The sequence below is a fragment of the Pseudomonas sp. 18058 genome, assembly GCF_902706155.1.
In the GTDB taxonomy this organism is placed as follows: Bacteria; Pseudomonadota; Gammaproteobacteria; order Pseudomonadales; family Pseudomonadaceae; genus Aquipseudomonas; species Aquipseudomonas rustica.
This window is the reverse complement of the sequence record NZ_CACSJY010000041.1, coordinates 37,093-52,997: the sequence shown is the minus strand read 5'-3', so window position 1 is coordinate 52,997 and position 15,905 is coordinate 37,093. Positions and strand designations below refer to the sequence as shown.

At 59.1% G+C, this 15,905-nt stretch carries 12 protein-coding genes and 1 pseudogene; 6 read left to right on the top strand and 7 right to left on the bottom strand.

Going from position 1 to position 15,905, the window contains the following annotated elements:
- Nucleotides 1-151 precede the first annotated feature (151 nt).
- The 3 genes from GVL50_RS20515 to GVL50_RS20505 form a co-directional block, all read right to left on the bottom strand.
- A complete protein-coding gene (locus GVL50_RS20515; protein ID WP_053118570.1) occupies nt 152-1,423 on the bottom strand; it encodes an OmpP1/FadL family transporter in 1,272 nt (423 codons plus the stop codon).
- Nucleotides 1,424-1,569: 146 nt separating this feature from the next.
- Nucleotides 1,570-2,052: a hypothetical protein gene (locus GVL50_RS20510; protein ID WP_053118572.1), complete on the bottom strand. Its 483-nt coding sequence runs from the start codon at nt 2,050-2,052 to the stop codon at nt 1,570-1,572.
- A 274-nt stretch (nt 2,053-2,326) separates the two neighbouring features.
- A complete protein-coding gene (locus GVL50_RS20505) occupies nt 2,327-2,551 on the bottom strand; it encodes a hypothetical protein (RefSeq protein ID WP_003214941.1) in 225 nt (74 codons plus the stop codon).
- Nucleotides 2,552-3,515: 964 nt separating this feature from the next.
- On the opposite strand from GVL50_RS20505, the gene GVL50_RS20500 reads away from it, so the two are divergent.
- Entirely contained in the window at nt 3,516-3,839 is a 324-nt protein-coding gene (locus GVL50_RS20500; protein WP_082341407.1) for a hypothetical protein, read from the top strand.
- A gap of 175 nt (nt 3,840-4,014) precedes the next feature.
- The gene (rmuC, locus tag GVL50_RS20495; RefSeq protein ID WP_178124210.1) at nt 4,015-5,379 is read left to right on the top strand and encodes a DNA recombination protein RmuC; all 1,365 of its coding nucleotides are present in this window, start codon (nt 4,015-4,017) and stop codon (nt 5,377-5,379) included.
- Between the two features lie 96 nt (nt 5,380-5,475).
- Here rmuC and GVL50_RS20490 read toward each other — a convergent pair whose 3' ends face one another.
- Both GVL50_RS20490 and GVL50_RS20485 read right to left on the bottom strand, forming a co-directional pair.
- A complete protein-coding gene (locus GVL50_RS20490) occupies nt 5,476-8,946 on the bottom strand; it encodes a PAS domain-containing hybrid sensor histidine kinase/response regulator (protein WP_159814919.1) in 3,471 nt (1,156 codons plus the stop codon).
- A 223-nt stretch (nt 8,947-9,169) separates the two neighbouring features.
- Entirely contained in the window at nt 9,170-9,712 is a 543-nt protein-coding gene (locus tag GVL50_RS20485) for a TetR/AcrR family transcriptional regulator (protein WP_159814918.1), read from the bottom strand.
- A 91-nt stretch (nt 9,713-9,803) separates the two neighbouring features.
- Between GVL50_RS20485 and GVL50_RS20480 the strand changes: the two genes are divergently transcribed.
- The 4 genes and pseudogenes from GVL50_RS20480 to GVL50_RS20465 form a co-directional block, all read left to right on the top strand.
- The gene (locus GVL50_RS20480) at nt 9,804-11,003 is read left to right on the top strand and encodes an MFS transporter (protein WP_371926022.1); all 1,200 of its coding nucleotides are present in this window, start codon (nt 9,804-9,806) and stop codon (nt 11,001-11,003) included.
- 44 nt (nt 11,004-11,047) lie between these two features.
- On the top strand, nt 11,048-11,359 hold the full coding sequence (locus GVL50_RS20475; RefSeq protein ID WP_159814917.1) for a cupin: 312 nt from the start codon (nt 11,048-11,050) through the stop codon (nt 11,357-11,359).
- A gap of 105 nt (nt 11,360-11,464) precedes the next feature.
- Nucleotides 11,465-12,616, top strand: a complete 1,152-nt coding sequence (locus GVL50_RS20470) for a TDT family transporter (RefSeq protein ID WP_159814916.1) — start codon at nt 11,465-11,467, stop codon at nt 12,614-12,616.
- Between the two features lie 97 nt (nt 12,617-12,713).
- Nucleotides 12,714-14,492 (top strand): annotated as a pseudogene (locus GVL50_RS20465) (MFS transporter); the annotation flags it as partial.
- 13 nt (nt 14,493-14,505) lie between these two features.
- Here GVL50_RS20465 and sugE read toward each other — a convergent pair.
- Both sugE and GVL50_RS20455 read right to left on the bottom strand, forming a co-directional pair.
- Nucleotides 14,506-14,820 (bottom strand): quaternary ammonium compound efflux SMR transporter SugE, encoded by a 315-nt coding sequence (gene sugE / locus GVL50_RS20460; protein WP_008077894.1) that lies wholly within the window; start codon nt 14,818-14,820, stop codon nt 14,506-14,508.
- A gap of 118 nt (nt 14,821-14,938) precedes the next feature.
- The gene (locus tag GVL50_RS20455; RefSeq protein WP_159814915.1) at nt 14,939-15,904 is read right to left on the bottom strand and encodes a bile acid:sodium symporter family protein; all 966 of its coding nucleotides are present in this window, start codon (nt 15,902-15,904) and stop codon (nt 14,939-14,941) included.
- Nucleotide 15,905 lies beyond the last annotated feature (1 nt).

Here is a 15,905-nt window from a genome sequence, read left to right as displayed (position 1 = left end):
CTGCGATCTTTTGATCTTAAAGGTCAAAATCAAAAGATCGCAGCGTGCCGCAGCTCCTACAAAGTTTTGCTCGCAGGCACAAAAAAGCCCCGCTTTCTGTAAAGAGAGCGGGGCTTTTCAGTGGGCGAGGGGTTAGCCTCGCCCGGCAGCATCAGAAGCGATAAGTCGCGCCAACACCGAAACCGTTTGCCGAGTTTTCATACTTGGCGTCGTAGGTCTGGCCACGATCGTTTTCGTTGCGGATCTTGATCGACTCTTCTTTCAGGTACGAGTAGGCCACGTCGATGGTCAGGTCTTCGGTCGGGCTCCAGCCAGCACCGATGCTGAAAATCGTACGGTCGCCAGTCGGAATACGTGGCGAACGGTCGACGTTGTTGGTCGGCGACTGGTCGAAGGTCAGACCGGTACGCAGTACCCATTCCTTGTTCAACTGATACGAAGTACCCACGGCGTAAGCCCAGGAGTCGTGCCAGTTTTGGTCTTCGGTGATTTCACCGAACTGACCGGCCAGTGCAGGCTGCACGCCCGAGTTCTCGACGGTGATTTTCTTCAGCTGGCTCCAACGGGTGAAGGTCGAACCGGCGTAGACATTCCACTGATCGTTGATCGCCTGGGTCACCGAGAAGTCCAGGGATTCAGGCGTAGTGATCTTCAGCGAAGCGTCGTACTTCTGGTTCGGGTTCGCGCCGATCAGGCCCAGCACACCGTAGTTGACCTTGGTGTTGCCTTCGAGCTTGTAGTCGACTTTCGAGTGGTAGGTCATGCCCAGACGCGTAGTGTCGGTGGCTTGAACCAGCACGCCGATGTTGTAGCCCAGTGCGGTGTCGTCACCCTTGATCTTGACCTTGCCATCTGGCGCGGCCTGAGTGATCGACAGGTTGGATTCCAGCGAGCCGTCGATACGGTTGATGGTCGGACCGAAGCCGATCGACACCACGTCGTTGAACTTGTAGCTCACGGTTGGCTGGAAGGTGATGACTTGTACTTCGGACTTGCTGCCGAAGTAACGGCCGGCAAAGCCGTTTTCGTAATCGGTGATCAGGCCGAACGGCACGTAAACGCCGAGGCCGAATGCCCAATGATCATCGATTGGTTTGACGTAGAAGCCCATAGGTACGGAGGTGAAGGGCACCATGTCGCCTTTGTTGCTGCCGCCGTTAGGGCTGGAGCTGGCGTCGCTGATATCGGTTTTTGCGTCGAGGAATGCAACACCGCCAGTGACTTGTTCGCGCGTGAGGCGCGACATGCCGGCAGGGTTACCATAAACAGTGCTTGCGTCGTCGGCAGAAGAAGATCGCCCGGCGTACCCAGTCCCCATCCCGCTGATGCTGTGTTCGTTGATGGCAAAGCCAGCTGCGAAAATCTGGGTGGATGCCATGGTAACGGCGAGGCTAAGGGTGGTTTTGAGCATTACTTTTTTCATTATTAGAACTCCTGGTGATCACCGGGGCGAAAATTACCAACATTTTCGCTCCGGCGCTATAGTCCGTATGCCTTGAGTTAGAGCGGTTTTGTAGGACAATCCGACCAGATTCGCGACCCGTTACACGATCTTGCGAAACCGGTGGGTCAACAAGCGACCTGATTCATCGGTGAAACACAGGTCTGCCAGGCGTAGGTGAAATCGCGCAGACGACCCTGAGGCTGAAACGTCTGACGCCAGATACGCGCCATTCCGAGCAAATCAGCCGGGTCGGGGAGGGTGGGGTTTTGTTCTTCTACCAGCAGCCAGGCGATGGCGGTGGCGTAACGCAGATTAACGGTTAATTCCAGGTGCGGGCCGCTGAGGAAAGCATGCTGACTGGCGAGGCCGCGAACCAGACTGGCACGCTCAGGATCGAGTGCCAGGTAATCATCCCAAAGGGCTTGATGACGATGCTCGGCAATGCGGTAGAGGCCGTGGCCACGGCGGTCATGCAGGGCAGAACCGAGGGCAGACTGGCTGGCGGCGATGCCCAGCAACAGGGCTTCGGCAGTTGCGCAGTGGCGTCCCAGGTAGATCAACGTAGGACGGATCACATAGCGGCACAGTTCGCTGGCAGCGATACCCATAAATCCCTCGGTTCTTGTTATTAATGGCGAGTCCTGAAGGGGGGCTTGGCAGCAGTGGATCGGTTCAGGCTCGCCGCAAGCGGATCACGCCGCTTGAGTTGAAGTGTAGTGTCATATTCGCGACGTAAAGGCCTGTTTTTAAAATATTTCCGGCTGCGCGGAATATCCGTTATATCCGATGGTGCTTAGCCGCTGAGGGGTAAAAGCGAAACATCGGGCAATAAAAAGCCCCGCATTTTGTGCGAGGCTTTTGCTTTTGCAGCCTTTTCGGCTTTCAGGCAACCAGTGCCTGACGGGTACGATCGATCACGGCCTGCAGCGGTTCAGCGCTGGAGTACTGATCGGGGTAAAGACGCTCGCTGTGGCGGGCGATACCGTGTTCGTTGACCAGTGTGAAGCTGAAGCAGCCTTTGCGAGCGGCCATGATCAGGCAGTTCATCGGAGCAAAAGCGTTGGTTAGGGTGCGAATGGCATCCTGAGTATGGATTTGAGTAGACATAGTTATTAGGTGTTCCTACAAATGACACGGATAAGAACCGTGCAACGTTAAAACGTTCCAGTGACGACGACCACCATTGGTCGAACGAAGAACCCGACTGGAACAAAGCAGCCAGTTTGAAGCGCTGATAAGTTGGCGCGCTTGGGCTGGCAGGTAGGTACTTAGGAGGGCAGGCAACACATCAAGGGCAAAGGTTCTGGGCCCGGGGTGAAGATCCTGATCAATTTGCAGGTTGGTTCGGTCAGAGTAAGTGGCCTTCGCAACACCCTTTGCATCATTCAAAGGCTGTGTTGTCGCAAGATTTACCTGGAAACCATCGAGGGGTCGCTCCCGCTTTTTTCGGCGATTGGCTTCTTGGTAGAAGGTTGACCGTGGGGATGTGTTCGACCGGAATTGACTTTCAGCTTGGTACTAACGCCGGGGATACTAACGGATCGAAAAGTACAAAGCAAACCCAATGCTGAAAAAGATTGCAGGCGGCTACGGATTCTGCTTGCCAATCCGGCGGATCGCCCCGTATTGGCCCACATTAAGACCGTCGGTCGGTGAAACAATTTTCATCAAACGTCACGCCAGACTGCCTTATCCCCAGGCAAGGGTGGAAAACGACCCGAAAAAGCGCACGCCTATAACCGGGTAACAGGTACTTGTGCACATTAGTTGCGCGGGCTGTCACAGCACTGTCACATCAATCCTGACCCCGATGGCTGCCTGCATCGAAAGTTTAAGTCAATGAAAAACATCGGTTTTTTTTGTTGGTGAAAAAATCGTCAGTTTGACTGCGAGCCCCATTCCACAAGGGTTTGCGAGGGTTCAGGGGCGGTTGTCCACTGAGTTATCCACAGCTTCTGTGGATTGTCCCGAGCGCTTGCTCTAGCACGGGCGTGCCGGGTTTTTTTCGGACTTTACCTGTAAGAAAAAGAGAGTAGAGTGGCGCGCCTTCCGATCTGTCCCACAGTGCTTTATGAAGTTTCGCTCAGTATCAGACTCTGTTACCTCAGAACCCCCTCGTGTTACCCCGCCCAAGCGATTTTCTGTGCGCGTCGCCGAATGGCTGCTCGACAGCCCGCGCCTGAGCGACAGCCACAACGCCAAACACCTTGCAGGGCGCCTGCTCAAGCAGCCTGCGCGGGAAGGCGTGGTCGCTGCGCAAAGCCGTCTCGGTCAATTGATGTGCCGTGAGTGCGGTAACGCCCGCGACCGCCGCATTGGCCAGGATCTGCTGCGTTCGGCTGCCCGTGCCGGCGACCGGCGTGCGCAGCAGGAACTCGGTCTCATCGAAGACTGAGCTGTCCAAGACCTGACACCTTGGTTAACCTTCAGGCTTTATTGGATGGGCAGGAATCTCTATGGCGATGGACTTGACCAGCGTATTGCTCGGTCTCGCGGCAGCGGGGTTGCCATTGCTGGCGCTGGCCTGGCAACTGCAGCGCCGGGCGAGCAACGGCCAAGCCGACGTGGCCCTGCTCGAAGAGCGGCTGGCCATGGCGCAACTGGCGCAGGACGGCCTCAACGCTCAGCTTGAGGCGAGCCGCGATGAAGTCGCTGATCTGGGCCAGGCCAACGCTGCGAAACAGGCTGAACTGGCGGCCCTGCGCCGTGAAGTCGAGTTACTGCAGATCGAGCGCGACGACGCCCGCGATGCCTCCCACGCCTGGAACATCGAACGTGCCAGCAAAGAAGCCGAACTGCGCCGTCTCGACGCGCAAGCCGCTTCGTTGAACGCCGAGCTGCGTGAACAACAGGAAAGCCATCAGCAACGCCTCAGCGACCTGCAAGGTTCGCGCGATGAGCTGCGCGCGCAGTTCGCCGAACTGGCCGGCAAGATCTTCGATGAGCGCGAGCAGCGTTTCGCCGAAACCAGCCAACAGCGCCTCGGCCAGTTGCTCGATCCGCTGAAAGAACGCATCCAATCCTTCGAAAAACGTGTGGAAGAAAGCTATCAGGCTGAAGCCCGCGAGCGCTTTTCGCTGGCCAAGGAGCTGGAGCGTTTGCAAGCGCTCAACCTGCGTCTGAGCGACGAAGCGACCAACCTGACCCGCGCCCTCAAGGGCCAGAAAACCCAAGGCAACTGGGGCGAACTGATTCTCGAGCGGGTGCTCGAACACGCTGGTCTGGAGAAGGGCCGCGAATACCAGACACAGGTGAATTTGAAGGGCCCGGACGGCGAGCGTTTCCAGCCCGACGTGGTGATTTATCTGCCGGGCGACAAGCAGGTGGTGGTCGACTCGAAAGTCAGTCTGACCGCGTATCAGCAATACGTCGCCGCCGAAGACGACACCCTCGGCCAGATTGCGATCAAGCAGCACGTACTGTCCCTGCGCAATCACGTCAAAGGCTTGGCCGGCAAGGATTACAAGCGTCTGGAAGGCCTGCACAGCCTTGATTTTGTTTTGCTGTTCGTGCCGATCGAAGCAGCGTTCTCGGCGGCGTTGCAGGCTGAGCCGTCGCTGTTTCAAGAGGCGTTCGACCGCAACATCGTGATCGTCAGCCCTACGACATTGCTGGCGACATTGCGGGTCATCGACAGTCTGTGGAAGCAGGAGCGCCAGAGCCAGAACGCCCGGGAAATCGCCGAGCGTGCCGGATGGCTGTACGACAAGTTCGTGCTGTTCATTCAGGATCTGGACGAGGTCGGCAATCGCCTGCAACAACTGGACAAAGCCTACAGCTCAGCGCGCAACAAACTGACAGAAGGACGCGGCAATCTGGTCAGCCGCAGTGAGCAACTCAAACTGCTCGGGGCGCGAGCGAGCAAGAGCTTGCCGGCGGATCTGCTGGAGCGGGCGATGACCGATGTTGATGGCTTGGTTGAATTACCGGAATAACCGCAAAAGCTTCGCGAGCAAGCCCGCTCCCACATTGGAATGCATTTCAAACTGTGGGAGCGGGCTTGCTCGCGAAGGCGTCAGTGAAGTCACCAGCTACAACGGCACATACCGACTCAACAACGCCCGCAACGCCGCCGGTTTCACCGGTTTCGCCAGATAATCCAGACCCGCCGCATGCACCTGCGCCACCGTCTCCGGCCGCCCATCCGCACTGATCACCACTCCCGGCACCGGCTCGCCCAACGTCGTGCGCAACCACGCCATCAACTCAGTCCCGGTGTCGCCGTGATCGAGGTGGTAATCCACCAATGCCAGTTGCGGCCGCACGCCATCCTTAAGCAACGCCGCACATTCCTCGCGATTGCGCGCCGTCCACACCTGACAGCCCCAGCGGCTGAGCAAACTGTTCATGCCGATCAAAATGCTGTCTTCATTGTCGATGCACAGCACCTGCGCGCCGCCCAGCAACTTGCCGTTCAACTCGACGGCGGCGCTGGCCGGCACGGTTTGCGTTGGGGCCAATGGCACGCTGACGCTGAACACACTGCCGCGCCCCGGCCACGAACGCACGCGCAACGTATGGCCGAGCACGCGGCACAAGCCATCGGCAATCGCCAAGCCAAGCCCCAAGCCTTTTTCGGCGCGGGTCTGATGGCTGTCGAGGCGTTTGAATTCTTCGAAAATCACCTGCAGCTTGTCCTCCGGAATCCCCGGCCCGCGATCCCACACTTCCAGCGACAATTCTGCCCCGCGCCGACGCGCGCCGAGCAGCACCGGGCCTTTGGCGTAGCGGAACGCATTGGTGAGGAAGTTCTGCAAAATCCGCCGCAACAATTTGCTGTCGCTGTCGATGCGCAGGTGACTGCCACGCACACGGAAGGTCAGGCCTTGTTCTTGCGCCAATGCCTTGAATTCGGCGCCGAGAATATCGAACAGCTCATTGAGGGGAAACGGCTTGCGATCCGGGTTGATCTTGCCGTTTTCCAGGCGCGAGATATCCAGCAAATCACTTATCAAGTCTTCGGCTGAACGCAATGAACTGTCGAGGTGCTGCACCAGTTTCTGCGCCTCGCTGCTCAAGCCATCGTCCTGATGGGAGAGGGCGGCGGAGAACAGGCGGGCGGCGTTCAACGGTTGCATCAAGTCGTGGCTGACCGCTGCGAGGAAGCGGGTTTTCGACTGGTTCGCCGCTTCGGCAGTGCCCTTGGCTTCGGTCAGCGCGACGTTGAGTTGCGACAGTTCCTGCGTGCGCTCGCTGACCCGTTGCTCCAGCCCCTCGTTAGCCTCGGTCAGCGCCTGCTCGGCTTCGCGGAACGCAGTAATGTCGGTGAAACTCATGACGAAACCGCCGCCCGGCATCGGGTTGCCGATCAACTCGATCACCCGACCGTTGGGGAACAACCGTTCAGAGGTGTGCGCGCGGCCCTGACGCATCCAGTGCAAGCGACGGGCAACGTGTACTTCGGCTTCGCCGGGGCCGCACAAGCCGCGCTCGGCGTTGTAGCGAATGATGTCGGCAATCGGCCGGCCAACGCTGATCAAACCGTCCGGGTAGTTGAACAGCTCCAGATAGCGTCGATTCCACGCCACCAGTTTCAGCGATTGGTCGACCACGCTGATGCCTTGGGTGATGTTCTCGATCGCGCCTTGCAGCAGGGCGCGGTTGAACTGCAACACTTCCGACGCTTCGTCGGCGATCCGGACTACGTCCTCCAACTGCATTTCCCGACCTTCGATGGCGGCTTTTACCACGGCGCGCGTCGAAGAAGCGCCAAGCACACCGGCCAACAAGCGCTCGGTGTGGGCGATCCATTCGCCATCGGCGTTCTGGTTCGGATTGAAGCCTTTGCCCTGACGGTAGGCGAAACGGATAAAGCTCTGCCGCGCGCGTTCCTCACCGACAAACCGCGCCGCCAGTTGCAACAGATCGTCGATTTGCACCGCCAGCATCGAGCGTGCGCTCGGCCGCGCGCTGATCTCCTGACCGATGAAACGCCCGGCCTGCCAGTGTTCGGAAACCCGCGTGCGCGAAAGCACCGAGACCCACGCGAACAAGGTGAAGTTACCGGCCAGCGACAGCACCACGCCTTGTGTCAGTGGGGTGATTGGCAAATTCAGCGGATTGCTGTGCAGCCACGCCAGCCCCGGAAAACTGCTCAGGGACAAGCCCAGGCTGTGCGCGGCAATCGGCAGAATCAGCGTGTAAAACCACAGGAAAGTACCGGCAGCGAGACCGGCAAAAACCCCGCGCCGGTTGGCCTGTTTCCAGTACAGCGCGCCGAGCATGGCCGGGGCTAATTGGGTGACAGCGGCGAAGGCAATCTGGCCGATGGTCGCCAGGCTCGCGGTGGAACCGAGCAGGCGATAGCTGACATACGCCAGCAACAGAATCACCACGATGCTGACGCGGCGCACCGAGAGCATCCACTGGCGGAACACTTCGAACGGGCGCTCGGCATTATTTCTGCGCAGCAGCCACGGCAACAGCATGTCGTTGGAGACCATGGTCGACAACGCTACGCTGGCGACAATCACCATGCCGGTCGCCGCTGAAGCACCACCGATAAACGCCAGCAGCGCCAGCGCCGGATGGGCTTGAGCGAGCGGCAAACTGATCACAAAGGAGTCGGGGAGTACGTCGCTCGGTAACAACATCTGACCGGCGAGGGCGATCGGGACTACAAACAGCGCGGCCAGTGCGAGGTAGGCCGGGAACACCCATTTGGCCAGACGCAGATCCTGCGGGTCGATGTTCTCCACCACGGTGACGTGAAACTGCCGGGGCAGGCAGATGATCGCCATCATCGCCACGCCGGTCTGCACCACCATCGATGGCCAGTTAATGGTTTCTTTCCAGTATTCCTCGAGGCGCGGGGCGAGCATTGCCTGGTTGAACAGGTCATCGAAACCGTCGTACAGACCAAAAGTGACGAAGGCGCCGACCGCGAGAAAGGCAAACAGCTTGACCAGCGACTCAAAGGCAATCGCCAACACCATGCCGCGGTGGTGCTCGGTGGCGTCGAGGTTGCGCGTACCGAACACGATGGTGAACAGCGCCAGCACCAGCGATACGATCAGCGCCGTGTCTTGGGCGCGGGTGCCCATGGCGTCGGCGCCGGCGCCGATCAACAGGTTCACGCCGAGGACGATGCCTTTGAGTTGCAGGGCGATGTAGGGGAGGACGCCGACCAGGCAGATCAGCGCGACGACCACCGCCAGCGATTGCGATTTGCCGTAACGCGCGGCGATGAAGTCAGCGATGGAGGTGATGTTCTCCTGTTTGCTGATCATCACCATTTTCTGCAGCACCCATGGCGCGCCGAGCAGCAGCAGAATCGGCCCGAGGTAAATCGGCAGGAATGACCACAGTTGTTCGGCGGCCTGACCGACCGCGCCGAAGAATGTCCAGCTGGTGCAATAAACCGCCAGCGACAGGCTGTACACCCAGGCACGCATCCGCGGCGGCAAAGGCGCGCTGCGACGGTCGCCGTAGAAGGCGATAGCGAACATGATGGCCATATAGGCCAGGGCGACGGCGGCGATCAGCCCGGTGGACAACGACATGCAACACTCCCGACAGAAGACTCCCCGGCAACCCTGTCCGGGCCAACAGTCTCGCATGAGTGCGGCGGTTAGTCAGTGTCGACCAAGGTCGTGGCGTGGCGGGGTGTCGCAGGGGTGGAACCCGTCAGTATTAGCGGTGACCGGGCGGGCCTCTTCGCGAGCAAGCCCGCTCCCACAAAGGGAACGCATTCCAAATGTGGGAGCGGGCTTGCTCGCGAAGGCGTCAGTCCAGACGCAGCGCAATATCGATCAGATAATGCAGCTCATCCACTTCAAGCGCCGCCGCCGAAAACAGGATCCGGAACACCACCGGCGCCACCACCAGATTGATCAGCCGATCAACACTCGGCGCGATCTCATCCGGATGCCGCGCAATGATCGTCTGCAATTGCGCACCAATGATCGTCACGCAATACCCCGGCGTCGCGCTCGCCTGCACGTCGCGCATCATGTTGCGGCCGGGCTCGGAGCTCATCTCGTCGAGATACTGTTCAGCCCACGCCCGAATATCACTGCGCAAACTGCCAGTTTCTGCCGGCTCGCTGTCCGGGCGCATGCGGGCGAGGGCGACGTCTGCGAGCAACGCCGCCAGATCACCCCAGCGTCGATAAATCGTCGACGGCGTCACCCCCGCGCGTGCGGCGATTTGCGGCACGGTCACGGTCGAGCGATCCTGTTCTTGCAGAAGCGCGTGGACTGCCGAATGAATCGACTCTTGCACCCGGGCACTGCGGCCGCCGGGGCGTAAACCTTCTTTAATAGCCATGCGGCAGACCTTAACACAAAGAATTTGCTTTAAGCGCGAGGCGGTAGCACACTCCGCAAAAGCAAAAAATTAGCTTTTGCGGAGTGTGCTCATGATCAGCCCCTTGAATAACGTCGTTTCAAACCGCTTTAGCTTGTGGTTTCTGGCGATCACCTTACTCAGTTTTCTCGCCGCTTCCACCGCGCCGACGCCGTTGTATCACCTGTATCAGGATCAACTGCATTTCTCGGCGGTGGTGCTGACGCTGATCTTCGGTGTCTATGCGCTCAGTCTGTTGGCGGCGCTATTAACAGTGGGCTCGCTGTCCGATCACGTCGGGCGCAAACCGGTGATCTTCACCGCCGTGCTGCTCAATGCCTTGGCGATGCTGCTGTTTATCTATGCCGACAGCGTCACGTGGCTGATCAGCGCGCGCGTCCTGCAAGGTTTCGCCACCGGCATGGCGACGGCAGTGTTGAGCGCGACGTTGCTCGATACGGATCGCCAGCAAGGGCCGTTGATCAACAGCGTCGCGCCGCTGTTGGGAATGGCGTTGGGCGGTTTGGGTTGCGGTTTGCTCGCGGAATTTGCTCCGGCGCCGTTGCAACTGACCTATTGGCTGCTGCTCGGATTGTTTGTGTTGCAGGGGATTTATGTCTGGCGTCTGCCGGAAAGTGTCTCTCCGCAAGCCGGGGCCTGGGCGTCATTAAAGCCGACGCTGCACGTGCCGGCTCAGGCGCGTTCAACATTGTGGCGAGTGCTGCCGCTGAACACGGCGACATGGGCGCTCGGTGGTTTTTACGCCTCGCTGGCTCCGTCATTGGTACGCACGGCCACCGGTTCGACGTCCAACCTGATCGGCGGCTCGACCGTGGCGGCATTGACCCTGACCGGTGCGTTGATGATTTTCACCTTGCGCAATCGCAGCGCCAAACAAGCCTTGCGGCTGGGCGCGAGTTTGCTGCCGATCGGTCTGGTGCTGATCTTGCTCGGCGTGCACAGCGCGAGTCTTTCCCTGTTCTTCCTCGGCACGCTGGTCGCCGGTTGTGGGTTTGGCTCGGGCTTCCTTGGCGCAGTGCGCAGCTTGGTTCCGCTGGCATTGCCTCACGAACGGGCCGGTTTGATGTCGGCGTATTACGTGCTGAGTTATCTCGCGTTCTGCCTGCCGGCGTTGTTGGCCGGTTATCTGGCTCGCACCTATGGCTTGCAGGCAACCACTGATGGCTACGGCGCGGTACTGATCGTGTTGGCAGTGGGCGCGTTATTGCTCAGCCTGCGCGCCAAAGCAGTCAAGGTGTGCAGCGCTCCCTGAGTTTCGGTTAGCCTTGCTTGGCCATTCTTCTCACGGATCGATTCATGAAGATTATCCGCAGCAAAACCTTTACCGCCGACCGCGCCTGGGGCGCGCTGGACATCGCCAACATGAACGGCATCACCACGCGCCTGCACTGGACGGATCAGCCGTACAAATGGCACGTCAACGATGGCGAAGAAGTTTTCGTGGTGCTCGATGGCCAAGTGCAGATGCACTACCGCGAAAACGGCGAGGAAAAACAGGTGCAGCTCGACATCGGCGACATCTTTTACGCCTCGGTCGGCACCGAGCATGTCGCGCATCCACAGGGCGCTGCGCGGATTCTGGTGATCGAAAGCGAAGGCAGCGTTTGACTGCTTATTGGCAAAACAGATAACAGTTAGAGATATTACCCGTTATATAGATATTCGATTCGGATCTACCATGAATTCCACCTCACCTGAGGACAGGAGTTCATGATGATTTGCCCCAACAGCGCCAAACCCGGCATCAAGCCATTCAGCCAACTTCAGCATCCGCGTGAAGTGATCCGCCAATTCACACCGAACTGGTTCGCCGCGACCATGGGTACCGGTGTGCTGGCATTGGCGTTGGCGCAACTGCCGGTGGCGATTCCCGGTTTGCACGCCGTGGCCGAAGGGCTGTGGTTGTTCAACATTCTGTTGTTCACCTTGTTTACCCTGGCTTATGCCGCTCGCTGGATTCTGTTCTTCGATGAAGCGCGGCGGATTTTCGGGCATTCCACGGTATCGATGTTCTTCGGCACCATCCCAATGGGCCTGGCGACGATCATCAACGGCTTTTTGGTGTTCGGCCTGCCGCGCTGGGGCGACGGGGTGATTCATCTCGCCGAAGTGCTGTGGTGGATCGATGTGGCGATGTCGCTGGCCTGCGGCGTGTTGATTCCGTACATGATGTTTACCCGTCAGGAACACAGCATCGATCAGATGACCGCCGTTTGGCTGTTGCCCGTAGTCGCGGCAGAAGTGGCGGCGGCCAGCGGCGGCTTGCTGGCTCCGCATCTGACCGATGCCCACTCGCAACTGGTGGTGCTGACCACCAGCTACGTGCTTTGGGCATTTTCCCTACCGGTGGCGTTCAGCATTCTGACAATCCTCTTGCTGCGCATGGCCCTGCACAAACTGCCCCACGAAAACATGGCCGCTTCGAGTTGGCTGGCCCTCGGCCCGATCGGCACCGGTGCGCTGGGCATGTTGCTGTTGGGCGCTGATGCACCGGCGATCTTCGCCGCCAACGGTCTGCCGGGCATTGGCGAAATCGCTTCGGGTCTGGGGCTGGTCGCCGGCATTACGCTGTGGGGCTTCGGGTTGTGGTGGATGTTGATGGCGCTGCTGATCACCGTGCGTTATCTGCGTGACGGCATCCCGTTCAATCTTGGCTGGTGGGGCTTCACCTTCCCGTTGGGCGTTTATTCGCTGGCAACGTTGAAGCTGGCCAGCACCTTGAATCTCGGATTTTTCAGCGTGGTTGGCTGTGTGTTGGTGACGTTGCTCGCGGTCATGTGGCTGATCGTCGGTAAACGTACCGTGCAAGGCGCGTGGCGCGGCGAGCTGTTTGTTTCACCGTGCATCGCCGGTTTGAAGAAATAACCTGAAATATTTAGCTAAGGTGTGGCCTGGATTGCGGTTTGTGAATCCAATAGACAGTATCCAGACCACCCCCAGCAAAATCAGGGAAACACGGAAGATGAGTCACTCCTCACAGTTCAACCTGCTGCGCACGCGACGGTTTTTGCCGTTCTTCATCACGCAATCGCTCGGCGCGTTTAACGACAACGTGTTTAAACAGTCGTTGATCCTCGCCATTCTCTATCGGCTGACCATCGAAGGTGACCGCTCGATCTGGGTCAACCTCTGTGCGCTGCTGTTTATTCTGCCGTTCTTTCTGTTCTCGGCGCTGGCCGGGCAGTTTGGCGAAAAGTTCGCCAAGGACGCGTTGATCCGTCTGATCAAACTGGCGGAAATCGCCATCATGGCTGTGGGATCCGTCGGATTCTTGTTCGATCATCTGTCGCTGATGCTGGTGGCGTTGTTCGCCATGGGCACGCACTCGGCGTTATTCGGGCCGGTGAAGTATTCGATCCTGCCGCAGGCATTGCGCGAGGATGAACTGGTCGGCGGCAATGGTCTGGTGGAGATGGGCACGTTTCTGGCGATCCTCGCCGGCACTATCGGCGCCGGGGTCATCATGTCTTCGACGCACTACGCGCCACTGGTGTCCGGCGCCATCGTCGGCATTGCCGTGCTGGGTTATCTCGCCAGCCGCAGCATTCCACGGGCGGCGGCGTCCTCGCCGGAAATGCGCCTGAACTGGAATATCTTCAGCCAATCGTGGGCGACGCTGAAACTCGGCTTGGGCCAGACCCCAGCGGTGTCGCGTTCGATCGTCGGCAACTCGTGGTTCTGGTTTGTCGGGGCGATTTATCTGACGCAGATTCCGGCGTATGCCAAGGAATGGATGCACGGCGATGAAACCGTGGTCACCTTGATTCTGACGGTGTTCTCGGTCGGGATCGCCCTCGGTTCAATGCTCTGCGAGAAGCTTTCTGGGCGTAAAGTCGAGATCGGTCTGGTGCCGTTCGGCTCGTTTGGTCTGACCGTGTTTGGCTTGCTGCTGTGGTGGCATTCCGGCGGGATTCCGGACAGCGTCACCGGCCATAGCTGGGTTGAAGTGCTGGGCTTTGTGCACACGTGGGCGGTGTTGTTCGACATTCTCGGTCTAGGCATTTTCGGCGGCTTCTATATCGTGCCGCTGTACGCGTTGATCCAGTCACGCACCGCCGAGAACGAGCGCGCGCGGGTGATAGCGGCAAACAACATTCTCAACGCACTGTTTATGGTGGTCTCGGCCATCGTTTCGATCGTGTTGTTGAGCGTGGTCAAACTGTCGATTCCGCAGCTGTTCTTGGTGGTGTCGCTGCTGAACATCGGCGTTAACGCCTACATCTTCAAAATCGTCCCCGAGTTCAGTATGCGTTTCATGATCTGGCTGCTCAGCCATTCCATGTACCGCGTCGAGCATCGCAACCTTGAGGCGATTCCTGATGAGGGCGCGGCGTTGTTGGTGTGCAACCACGTGTCGTTCGTCGATGCCTTGCTGATTGGAGGCGCAGTTCGTAGGCCGATTCGCTTTGTCATGTACTACAAAATCTACAACCTGCCGGTGCTGAACTTTATCTTCCGCACGGCTGGGGCCATTCCTATCGCTGGGCGGCAGGAAGATATCCAGATTTATGAGAAGGCCTTCACGCGGATTGCTCAGTATCTGAAGAACGGTGAACTGGTGTGCATCTTCCCGGAAGGCAAATTGACCGCTGATGGCGAGATGAATGAGTTCAGGGGCGGGCTGACGCGGATTCTAGAGGAGACGCCGGTACCAGTGATTCCGCTGGCGTTGCAGGGGTTGTGGGGGAGCTTCTTCAGTCGCGATCCGAACAAGGGGTTTTTTCACCGGTTGTGCTCGCGAAAGCGGTAGAGGCCTAAGCGCTGACCTTAAGCCCAATCAACCCGGTGATGATCAACGCCACACTCGCCAGCCGAATCAACGCCATCGATTCGCCAAACAAAATGATCCCGGCAATCACCGTGCCCACGGCACCGACCCCAGTCCAGATCGCATACGCCGTGCCCAGCGGCAATTCCTTCATCGCAAGGCCGAGCAGGCCAAGGCTGATGGCCATGGCCGCAACGGTCAGTGCAGTAGGGAGTGGACGGCTGAAGCCATCGGTGTATTTCAGGCCAACGGCCCAGCCGACTTCGAACAGGCCGGCGAAAAACAGAATGATCCAGGACATGAGAGACCTCCATCGATTGACGGGGTCGTCCCCAGATTAATGACTCGATCGAGCCGCGAGGTCGTCCTCGCGTTGCGCGATAGTTTGACCAGCATTAACCCGGGGATCAAGTTTCAGCTCAGTCGGCAGCCTGTTGCGCCAGCGCCTCGCGATCTTCCTTTTCGCTCATGCGGCGGAAGTAGGTCGACAGCAGCGCACCGGAAATATTGTGCCAGACACTGAACAACGCGCTCGGCACTGCCGCCAGTGGCGAGAAGTGCGCACTGGCCAACGCAGCGCCCAATCCCGAGTTCTGCATGCCGACTTCCAGCGCCAGCGATTTGCGCTGAGCCAACGGCAGCTTGAACAGGCGGCCGGTGAAGTAACCCAGCAGATAACCGAAGCTGTTGTGCAGCATCACCACGGCCATGATCAGCAGACCGGATTCGGCAATTTTTGCCTGGCTGGCGGCGACCACGGCAGTGACGATAATCACGATGCTGACCACCGACACCAGTGGCAACACATCCACCGCATGACGAACCCGGTCACCGAGCACGCGCTGGGCAACCACGCCGAGGATGATCGGCAACAGCACCACTTGCAGGATCGACCAGAACAGCTCCATGAACGACACTGGTAACCACGCCGACGCCAGCAGCCAGATCAGCGCCGGGGTCAGCAGCGGAGCGAGGAGGGTGGTAACGGCGGCGATGGCTACCGACAACGCCAGATCACCGCGGGCCAGCCAGGTCATCACGTTGGACGAGGTGCCGCTCGGGCAGCAGCCGACCAGAATCACGCCGACGGCGATTTCCGGCGGCAGCTGAAACACCTGGCAAAGCAACCACGCCACGCCGGGCATGATCACGAAGTGTGCAACCACGCCCAGCGCCACGCGCCACGGGTGGCGGGCAACGGCAGCGAAGTCGTCGAGTTTGAGGGTCAGGCCCATGCCGAACATCACCAGCCCGAGCAACGGCACGATCGCGCTTTTCAGGCCGAGGAACCATGCCGGTTGCAGGAACGCGATGACCGCGAAAATCAGAACCCAGTAAGCGAAGGTATTGCCGACAAAGCGGCTGAGTGCAGCCAGTGCGCGCATG

Excerpts from the sequence above, each read along its gene's own strand:
- GVL50_RS20515 (WP_053118570.1), bottom strand. The coding sequence starts at position 1,423 with ATGAAAAAAGTAATGCTCAAAACCACCCTTAGCCTCGCCGTTACCATG.
- GVL50_RS20510 (WP_053118572.1), bottom strand. The coding sequence starts at position 2,052 with ATGGGTATCGCTGCCAGCGAACTGTGCCGCTATGTGATCCGTCCTACG.
- GVL50_RS20505 (WP_003214941.1), bottom strand. The coding sequence starts at position 2,551 with ATGTCTACTCAAATCCATACTCAGGATGCCATTCGCACCCTAACCAAC.
- GVL50_RS20500 (WP_082341407.1), top strand. The coding sequence starts at position 3,516 with ATGAAGTTTCGCTCAGTATCAGACTCTGTTACCTCAGAACCCCCTCGT.
- GVL50_RS20490 (WP_159814919.1), bottom strand. The coding sequence starts at position 8,946 with ATGTCGTTGTCCACCGGGCTGATCGCCGCCGTCGCCCTGGCCTATATG.
- GVL50_RS20485 (WP_159814918.1), bottom strand. The coding sequence starts at position 9,712 with ATGGCTATTAAAGAAGGTTTACGCCCCGGCGGCCGCAGTGCCCGGGTG.
- GVL50_RS20480 (WP_371926022.1), top strand. The coding sequence starts at position 9,804 with ATGATCAGCCCCTTGAATAACGTCGTTTCAAACCGCTTTAGCTTGTGG.
- GVL50_RS20475 (WP_159814917.1), top strand. The coding sequence starts at position 11,048 with ATGAAGATTATCCGCAGCAAAACCTTTACCGCCGACCGCGCCTGGGGC.
- GVL50_RS20470 (WP_159814916.1), top strand. The coding sequence starts at position 11,465 with ATGATTTGCCCCAACAGCGCCAAACCCGGCATCAAGCCATTCAGCCAA.
- sugE (WP_008077894.1), bottom strand. The coding sequence starts at position 14,820 with ATGTCCTGGATCATTCTGTTTTTCGCCGGCCTGTTCGAAGTCGGCTGG.
- GVL50_RS20455 (WP_159814915.1), bottom strand. The coding sequence starts at position 15,904 with ATGCGCGCACTGGCTGCACTCAGCCGCTTTGTCGGCAATACCTTCGCT.